The sequence below is a fragment of the Paenibacillus jilunlii genome, from assembly GCF_900102965.1.
Lineage (GTDB): Bacteria > Bacillota > Bacilli > Paenibacillales > Paenibacillaceae > Paenibacillus_AQ > Paenibacillus_AQ jilunlii.
On sequence record NZ_FNGM01000003.1, the window covers coordinates 409,654 to 418,944 of the forward strand.

The window sequence follows — 9,291 nt, forward strand, 5'->3', positions numbered from 1 at the left end:
TGATTTGCAATGGGATGGTTATAGCGGAGTTAAAAAAAAGCCCCGGCAAAAGGCCAGAGCGGGGTGTTGATTCAGCTTGCTACTATAAATGAAGTTCCTCAGCCCGACGGACTGCTGCCCGGCGGTTGTTCACCTCCAGCTTGTCATAAATGTTCTTGGTATGCGTCCGGAGGGTGTTCAGGGATACCTTTAATTCGCGGGCAATGTCTGGCCCGCTTAATTCCGTTTTGAGCAGCCGAAGCACGTCAAGTTCTCGTTCACTCAGTTGCTCGATCACCACATCTTTGACAGGTGTTCGTTCCTTAGCCTCATTGAAGGCTGACAAAAGGTAACGGACATAGCTGGGGGCGATTCCCTGTTTCAAAGCTGCTCCCAGAAGAGCCGCCATGGCAGGGCCTTCGTCCACAAATATGCGGACATAGCCCTCCGGCTCAGCGAGCTTCAAGACCCGTTCCAACGTCACAAGCGCAGCAGCAGAGCTCCCGGCCGTGTGGTGAGCAAGTGCCTGTACGACCAGGATCTCGATGACACTTCCCTGCCTTTTGCCCTCTTCTGCAGCCTGGAGAAGGCGCTCCAGCAGTTCCATAACCTCAAGCAGCCAACGGTCTGCACGCTCGTTCTTATACCTGGCCAGGAGCACCCTGGCCAGGGTGATGTGCTCGAACTCACGCAGATAGCTAAGGTCATCTTTAGCGGACAGGTTTTGCTCCAGTACCCAGTCGAAAGCTTCATCAAGCCATCCCAGCGCGACCCAAACCCTTGTTTTTAACGCCGCTATTGGTCGAACATTTGGAAAAAAATCTTTTTTAAATAGCCGCTCTGCCTCGTTAAGCAAGGTGAGCGCATCCTCCAGCTCTCCTTCGGCCTCCCGTATTCGGGCCATGGCAACGCACCAGCGATACCGGTTTTGGGGGAATCTGATGTTCTCGTTATGCTCCTTGCTTCTCAGCAGGTGCTGGCTGGCGGCAGGCAGATCGTTATGCTCACGGGAGAGCTCGCTCATTCCAATGTATATATCTGCCGTTTCCCGCAGTACATGATCTCCCTGCTCCGACGCGAGCTGTAATCCCTGCTCATAGGTACGCAAGGCCTGGCGGAGCCGCCCTTGCGTAATCCGTATAGCAGCCAGCGCGATTACGCCACCGATTGCGTCAGAGATGTTCCCTGCCAGCTGGACGCTGGCTATGCCATCTGCAAAAGTCCGGTGTGCGGTCTCCAAATCCCCACTCATCCAGGATGCAAGTCCCAGAAGTGCAGTGGCTGCTCCCCGCGGAAGGTGGTCGTCCTCAGTTACAAGATCGAGCACCTGCCGTGCGTATTTCAAAGTGTTGGGCAGATCACCCAGCGCCTGCGCATGTGCGGCCCGGTACACAGCGATTGAACACGGGAGACGGCGAAATTCCTCTTCGTTTACAACGATCATTTCCGTCAATTTTTCCGGTTGCTCATTCCCTTCTACCGGCACTTCCAGCCACTGTTCAGCCTCTCCCAGTCTGTCCAGCGCCGCTTCTAACTCACCGCCAGCCAGTAGTGCCCAGGCATAAGCTACGCAGAGGACAGGCCTATCGTGTATCAGTGCGTCGGGGAGCTGTCGCAACCAGTTCAGCACCGCAGCATCCTCTCTCTGCCTGCGCATATCCGGCCATGCCAGCTCGATCAGTTCTGCTACCCGAATCAGATCCCCGGCAGCCAGGGAGTGGCGGATAGCCTCAGCCGTTGAACCATTTTGCCCGTACCACGTACTCGCTCGCCGATGCAGCGTTGCTGCCAGCCCGGGATGATCCGTCCGCAAATGTACAGAAAGAACTTCGCCAAAAAGGTGATGATAGCGATACCAATGACGCTTGTCATCCAATGGAACGATAAAAAAGTTCCCTCGCTCCAGGGACTCCAGCCGCATATTACCTTTTTCCTGTCCTGTGACGGCATCGCACAAAGGGCCATACAGCCGTTCCAGAATAGAGGTCTGGAGTAAAAAACTCCGGACCTCTTCAGGCTGACGCTGCAGGACCTCTTCGGCCAGATAATCTACAATGTACCTGTTGTCTCCGGTGAATGACTGAATGAACACAGAAACGTCCTCGCGCCCCTGCATAGAGAGTGCAGCCAGCTGGAGCCCCGCAATCCAGCCTTCGGTGCGTGTATCCAGAGCCATGATATCATCTGCTGCAAGGCTTAAGCCCATCACTTCTCTCAGGAACACGGACGCTTCACCAGGAGTAAAGCGCAGATCCGCATCACGCAGTTCGGTCAAATGTCCCCTTGCACGCAACCGGCTCAGCGAAAGCTGCGGATTTTCACGGGTGGCGATGACAAGGTGCATCTGCGTGGGGAGATGCTCAAGTAAGAAGCCAAGGGCAGTGTCAACTGCTTTGGCATCAATACTATGGTAATCGTCAAGAACGAGGACAAAGGGGTACGGTAGAGCTGAAATTTCATTTAGCAGGACCGTCAAAAACGCTTCGATGGACGGTGGCTGCGGGGATTTGAGAGCACTCATTAAGTCTTCTCCAATATTCTCCGCAACCGTCTGTAGAGCAGCAACAAGGTGAGTCAGGAAACGTGCAATATCGTTATCTGCTTCATCCAGCGACAACCATGCGGCAGGCCGGCCGCAACCGGCAGCCCATCCACTCACCAGCGTTGTTTTGCCGAAGCCCGCTGAGGCAGAGATGAGTGTCAGCTTACGCTCCAGCCCCCCGTTCAGCCGTTCGATCAAGCGGGGCCGGGGAACAACTTTCGTCCGGGATAAAGGAATAAATAGTTTAGTAGCTAAAATGGGTATATTCATCGATTATCTTGACAGCCCCCATCGTATAACTTCATATCCTACATGATATCTTCAATTTTAATTTTTCACCACAAATAAATAAATGTGTGAAATAACAAACAGCGTTAAAAAATAGTCGGGACCATTCCCCCATCTATACGGATTGGAGAACCTTTAAATGCAGATGCAAAAGGACTGCAAACAAATGCAGCTAGTCTACCTATTTCAACAGGCTTGATAAATCGCTGAATTTCAGATTGTGGCAGGTTGGCAGCCATAAACTTTTTTTCTTTTTCTGCAAAAGTCAGATCTTCATTAGCGTACACACCCTCGATGATCTGTTGCACATTTTCGGAGAGTGTTGGTCCTGGCAGGATGGCATTGACTGTAACTTCTGTTCCTATTGTTAATTTGGATAAGCTTTTTGACAATGATAACAGCATTGATTTGGCCATGGCATACTGCGGCATTTGACCTGAAGGCATAATAGCTTCTTCACTCGCAATAAAGATAATGCGGCCGAAATCCTTTTTCAACATTCGAGGCAGATAAAATTTAGATAATCCGTTTGCCGCAAGAACATTAGTACGGAAATATTTTTCCCATACTTCATCGTCAACGTCCTCATATTGCATAATTTCGTAAATCCCCATATTGTTAACCAAAATATCAATATCCGGGTATTTTTCGAATAAAGCTTCTCTTTGCCGGGTATCCACAAGATCGGCTGCTGCATTCTGGGGAGAGGTCGCCGGGAACTTGGACTTCAATTCATTTACCGAACGTTCTGCGTCTTCAAAATTCCGTCCATTAATGAGTACATTCACACCTTCCCGGGCAAGTTCAATGGCGATTGCTTTGCCTATGCCTTTTGTTGATCCTGTAACTAGAGCTGTTTTATTGTGTAATCCCATATCCATAGTTCATTTCTCCTTATGTTGGCTAAGTATGTAAATGTTCAGAACGCCAATTAGAAGGGGTATCCCCTTCCCAAAGGCGAAAGGCGCGGTAGAATGAGTTCTGGTCTTCAAAACCAATCATAAAAGCTACTTCTTTGATCTCGAGCGAGGGGTCTGCCAAGTACTCCCGTGCCTGCTCATGTCTAGTTTGTGCCAACAGCTGCTTAAAGGTCGTATTTTCTTCAGTAAGCCTGCGCTGCAAGGTACGATCGCTCATCCCCAGCTCTTTCGCAACAGCCTGCATATCAGGGCGCCCACCGGAAAGGCTGCGTTTCATGATCCATTTGACCCTCCCGGTGGTTGAGCGCTTGCGCTGCTGTTCATTGAGTGTTTGGTCCAGAGCGGGAGTCAGGATCTCCAGCAACTCTTCGTTGTAAGAGACAAAGGGGCGGTCCAGATCACTTCGATGCAGCGTCAGCCGGTTGCATGGTGCACCAATCCGGATAGGACAGCCGAAGTAAGCTTCAAGGACCTGCACATCGCCCATAGCGTGTGAAAATTCGACGAACCGAGCCGTCAAAAGTTGACCTGTCCCCCGTCTTCCGAGCTCCAGAAGATATGCCAGGGTGACTCCAATCAACATCGGCGGACCGGGTTGCTCGGTATACTGCCATTCCAGTTCGATGGTACAGTTCTCGCCCTCCTCGATGATCCGTAAGTTTTCTGGGGGGCAAAGTTGCTTGTAGCGGACCATTCGTTTTAGCGCGTCACGATAGTCACGGGCGTGGTATGTCGCTAAGACGGTTGGCGGGTACTTCGCAGTTTCAAAACCGGCCGCAAGTCCTATAATTCCTTTGGCAGTGTCACCAATGAGATCGGAATAAGCCTGCCAAAGTGCGAAATATTGGGCGGTGGTAACTGCAGGTTCAGTAATAATGGTGAGCGGTTGTCCAGCTTTGCGAGCTACATCGTGGGCGGCAATCCCCAATTGACGTAAGCTTGCCCAGAATCCTGGCGGGATTCTAATAGGGTCAGAGGGTTGAAACTTCATGCATAAGGGCCTCCTTTGGCTGTATCACTATTATAGTACCTTCCTCATACCGCCCTGTAACTAGCAGAAAGTGACATTCCACTTGCCAATCACGCCAAATCTCAAGTGAATATAAAAAACCCTATCGAAATCAATTTCCCAATCGTGCTTCATAGCTAGAATAAGCCACTGTCTGAAGTTTCAGATCAGTGGCTTAAAAGGGGTTCAAAAACGCGCTCCAGTTCCTCAAGCGAGAAGCCGGGTCCGGTATCTTGTATCGTAAACTTAACTTTAGGGCCGTCTTTATAACTTTGGACAACAATTTCACCATTCATGGGTAGGACTCAATGTGGCTCTGTATCTGGTGGAACGTAGCAGGAACAAGGGTTTCTTAATTCATGCAGAAGCCGAAAAACCGGGCTTAAGCGTGAGATTAATCTCCCGGTCTGGGTAACCCTTATGCACGTTCATGTTGCGTTTGCCTGCATGGCCATGGCGGCGGGACTGATCAACTTTTCTAACCGGATCTTCCAGCGTTAATCCAGCCAATGCCGGCTTCGCCGCCGGTTCTGGAAGGTTACAATTTCCCGCACTCCCGCCTGCTTCAGCATTTCCAGCTGCTGATCCGTATACCCGCCGAGATCGTCAGGAAAATGGGCATCGGTAGAGGTCGTGAACAGCACGCCTTTGGCCGCCAGTACTTCCAGGAAAGCAGGGCCCGGGCACATTTCCCGGATCGGATAGCGGTACACCATTCCCGCATTAATCTCGGTGGCTGTATCGTGCGCGATCAGCAAATCTGCAATCCGCTCATACATCGGCAGCAGACGCCGTTCATCCGGGCGGTAGTTGAAGGCTTTGAGGTTATCGAGGTGGGCTACAATATCGAACAGGCGTGAAGACACCGCTTGGCCGACAATTTCGAAGAACCGGGCATACAGGACTTCCAGATCGAATTGTTCAAAATACGTCTGGGTCGCCGGATTGTCAAACCCCCAGCCATCTACAAAATGCACTGAACCGATAACATAGTCATAAGGTTGTTCCCTCAATATTCCGGCCAGCTCCTGCTCGCAGCCAGGGAAATAATCGGCTTCGATGCCGAGCCGCAGCTGCACCCCTTCACGCTGCCACTTTTCCTTTTGGGCCTGTATGCAGGCAACAAAATGTTCTGTATCCGCCATACACACCTGATCCAGCCACTCCCGCTGCAGACGGCCAATCAGGGTATCATCCATGAGCATATGTTTTTCATAATAGGTTTTATATTTCGTGAAACGGTACAGATGATCGACGATGCCCACCGTATGAATGCCGCGCTCCTTGGCTTGCTTCAGATACAGGTCCAGCCATTCCTCTGTAAAAGCTCCGCCCTTCATACGCCGCTCCAGCAGACCGAAGCTCTCCTGCATCCAAGCCTGCGTATGGATCTGCTCACTGCTGTCTGTCATCTTTGTGAGACTTTCCATCGTACGCTGCAGCCAACTTGGTGAATACGGTCCTTCTTCCAGATGGAGGTGAAAATCTATCTTCATTACGTATCCTCTCCTTTTATGGTGCCTGCACCACCCCTGCGCTAAATTACGCTTCCGTCTTCCTGCCTGATCCAGGTTTCGAAGCGCCGTTCTCCTTCCGTCAGTTGAATGACCCTCGCCCCGCGCTGCAGTGACCCGTATGTGTTATGCCCGGTTACCCGGCCATAGGCCAGTGTTATCCCATGCAGCACACCTATGTAATCATTGTCATGATCGTGCCCGGCGAAGGTTGCCATCACATCCCCTGCTTCCAGCATTGCCGCGAACCAGCCGCTGTTCACTTTGGAGCAGCAGACCATTTCACCTTTTCTTCCGGCTACACTCCCGGACTTCCACACTTCCTGATACTCAGGGATAGGAATATGCATAAAAGCCAGAGCAGGCAGCACCCCGCCGTTTCTCTCTCTAATCTTGGCCGATTCCTGTGAATACCAGGCCACTTGATCGGAATGAATCCAGGCATACCCGCCGATTGCAGCAGGCGCATATTCACCAGAATCCACGAAATACAGTGCCGCCGACTCACGGTCTTCAGCATGGTTGAAGAGCGGCAGCACATAATTGCCCGTGCCGTGGATCTCTCCCGGTCCGGCTTCAGCCATACATAGCTCATATTCTGTCAAAATCGCCTGCAGCTCTTCCCGTGTAACCCCCTTCTCTGTATCGTGGTTGCCATAGATCACGGCAAATGGCGTTTCTGCCTTTACAGCAACCTCAATCACCCGGCGGAACGCAGACTTGGGGTCCACTGTCTCTTCGCTGTAAACCAGGTCGCCGCTGAAGACTACCAGATCCGGTTGTTCGGTGATCAGAATACGCTCCATCAGGGCCAGCGTCCGGGCATCGCGCTCCGGTTCGATTCCATCCTTCAGATGGATATCGGTAAACTGCACAATTTTAAAAGTTCCATCTGCATGAAAAGAAAGGCGTTGCTTGTTCATCTTGAACCTCCTCATAGTAAAACTCATTGTAAAACTCATCACTTGTGATATTCATGTTGTTCTTTGTGTAATTGCGTTGTATTTTGTGTTCTTTTATTTTAAAATAGCACTAACAGCCAAAAGGATGCAAGCGTTATTTTACATAAGGAGGTTGCACGATGACATTACTCGCAGAAGAACGGCAGCAGATGATATTGCGGCAATTGGAGGAAACCGGGAAGGTAAAAGTTATCCCCCTGGCGCAGCAGCTTGAGGTGTCCAATGAGACGATCCGCCGCGATCTGGATGCCTTGGAGGAGCAACGGAAGTTAAAACGTGTATATGGGGGCGCAGTGAAGCTCACCCATTTTGACGGAGAACCTTCGTATACCGCGCGGCGCAAGCTGAACCAGGAAGGAAAGCAGGCGATTGGCCGGGAAGCTGCCAGACTGCTGCAGGACGGGGATACTGTGTTCATGGATACAGGGACGACTGTGCTGGAGATGACCCGCAATTTGACTGGAAGGAAAAACATCACTATTGTGACGAACTCCCTGCCAACAGCGTCCGCCCTGCTCCAAGCCTTGTCCCTTGAGCAATTTACGGGCAAAGTCATTATGCTTGGCGGGGAAATCTCCGTCCAGCAGCAATCGGTGAGCGGGATTCTCGCCCATGAGCTGCTGAAACAATTCACACTGGACAAAGCCTTCTTGTCCGTCGGCGGAATCTCTCCTGCCCAAGGCATCACGGATTACGATATGAACGAATCGCTGGTGTCACGGCTGGCCGCCGGGCAGGCCAGTGAAGTAATTCTGCTGGCAGACCACAGCAAAATCGGCAGCACGGCTTTTTGCCAAATCGCTCCGCTGCAAGGCGCCGACGTGATCATCTCCGATCAGGAGCTGCCGGGGGGCTGGAAGGAAGAGCTGGAACGCATAGGGGTAGCGTGGATCAAATCCTGATGAATCCTTGCTGTGGATAAACATTCAAACAGCATGTGCTTGAAATCACTATTGGAGCCAGCGGAAGATCATATATTTAAATAGTCCAAGAAATAAGAGGATAAACATCACTATTCATACAGAGGTGTATTATAATGAAGAGGTTTATTCCCAATCAGCACGGGGCCTGGTCCATGCTGGTTCTCCCCTTTTTGTTCGGGATGGCAGCCTCCCAAGCAACATTTCTGCATATTCCCCTGTTCTTGTGCTGGCTGCTGATTTATTTGTTTATCTTTCCGCTCCTTCAGGGGGTCAAAACGAGGCGTTTTGACCGGTATGGGCCGCCGCTCAAAGTGTACGGTCTGCTGCTGCTGCCTTTTGCTGCCTATCTGATTGTTGCCGAACCCAAGCTGCTTTGGTTTGCCTTACCGGCACTCCCGCTGTTTGCGGTTAATCTGTATTATGCCAGAGCGAAAAACGAGCGGGCCCTGCCCAATGATATCGCGGGAATTTTGCTGTTTTGCCTCATGGTTTTCCCCGTCTTTTATATCGGCGGAGGAACAGACTGGGGAATGGCTGCAGAATTATTTTTACTGGCTCTGCTATATTTTGTGGGGACTGCCTTGTATGTAAAAACGATTATTCGTGAAAAAAACAATCCCCGGTATTATTACGCATCTGTGATTTATCATGGGGTATTCCTGCTGGCGGGAGTGGTGCTCTTTCCATCGTTAACGGTTCCTCTGATGATTCTGCTGCTGCGCGCAGCGGGTCTTCCCAAAACCAGAATCACGCCCAAACGTACAGGGATACTGGAAATCGGCTTTTCTGTGATGCTATACATATCTGTATGGGTCTTGTATTTCTAATATCATGAATGGAACGGTCAAAAAAAACGGGTTTCCGATTATCGGAACCCGCTTTTTTATGGTTGACGATTTCTCTAATCATCCTTTGTGGAACCAAACTCAAACGCATCATATGTGCAACAGGACTCGGCTCCTTTGATCTGATAGGCGGCTGCAGCAGCCCCCAAGCAAAAACTTGCTTCGGCGGAATCAGAGGTACTTTTCCTCTCATTTGGCTCGGCGGCCCGCTTTGTGCGGAATCAGAGGTACTTTTACCTCTCATTTGGCTCGGCGGCCTGCTTTGGGCGGAATCAGAGGTACTTTTACCTCTCATTTGGCGCAGCGGCC

At 50.9% G+C, this 9,291-nt stretch carries 7 protein-coding genes and 1 pseudogene; 3 read left to right on the top strand and 5 right to left on the bottom strand.

Annotated features, from left to right (window positions below; all coding sequences use genetic code 11):
* Positions 1–82: 82 nt before the first annotated feature.
* From BLQ82_RS08910 to BLQ82_RS08920, 3 genes are all read right to left on the bottom strand, one after another.
* Positions 83–2,791 (bottom strand): winged helix-turn-helix domain-containing protein, encoded by a 2,709-nt coding sequence (locus tag BLQ82_RS08910; protein WP_062528239.1) that lies wholly within the window; start codon positions 2,789–2,791, stop codon positions 83–85.
* 104 nt (positions 2,792–2,895) lie between these two features.
* Positions 2,896–3,690, bottom strand: a complete 795-nt coding sequence (locus BLQ82_RS08915) for an SDR family NAD(P)-dependent oxidoreductase (protein ID WP_062528238.1) — start codon at positions 3,688–3,690, stop codon at positions 2,896–2,898.
* A gap of 22 nt (positions 3,691–3,712) precedes the next feature.
* Positions 3,713–4,720, bottom strand: a complete 1,008-nt coding sequence (locus tag BLQ82_RS08920; RefSeq protein ID WP_062528237.1) for a helix-turn-helix transcriptional regulator — start codon at positions 4,718–4,720, stop codon at positions 3,713–3,715.
* Between the two features lie 363 nt (positions 4,721–5,083).
* On the opposite strand from BLQ82_RS08920, the pseudogene BLQ82_RS32580 reads away from it, so the two are divergent.
* A pseudogene (locus BLQ82_RS32580) lies at positions 5,084–5,236 on the top strand (DUF2306 domain-containing protein); the annotation flags it as partial.
* Here the strand turns inward: BLQ82_RS32580 and BLQ82_RS08925 are convergent.
* A complete protein-coding gene (locus BLQ82_RS08925; protein ID WP_062528236.1) occupies positions 5,236–6,234 on the bottom strand; it encodes a histidinol phosphate phosphatase domain-containing protein in 999 nt (332 codons plus the stop codon). The pseudogene BLQ82_RS32580 and the gene BLQ82_RS08925 sit on opposite strands and share 1 nt — an antisense overlap.
* Before the next feature lie 41 nt (positions 6,235–6,275).
* Positions 6,276–7,175 carry a metallophosphoesterase family protein gene (locus tag BLQ82_RS08930; protein WP_062528235.1) on the bottom strand — a complete coding sequence of 300 codons (900 nt, stop codon included), beginning with the start codon at positions 7,173–7,175 and terminating at the stop codon, positions 6,276–6,278.
* Between the two features lie 158 nt (positions 7,176–7,333).
* Here BLQ82_RS08930 and BLQ82_RS08935 point away from each other — a divergent pair, with 158 nt between their 5' ends.
* Together BLQ82_RS08935 and BLQ82_RS08940 are read left to right on the top strand one after the other, a co-directional pair.
* Positions 7,334–8,116 (top strand): DeoR/GlpR family DNA-binding transcription regulator, encoded by a 783-nt coding sequence (locus BLQ82_RS08935; RefSeq protein ID WP_062528234.1) that lies wholly within the window; start codon positions 7,334–7,336, stop codon positions 8,114–8,116.
* Positions 8,117–8,250: 134 nt separating this feature from the next.
* Entirely contained in the window at positions 8,251–8,964 is a 714-nt protein-coding gene (locus BLQ82_RS08940; RefSeq protein ID WP_062528233.1) for a YwiC-like family protein, read from the top strand.
* Positions 8,965–9,291 lie beyond the last annotated feature (327 nt).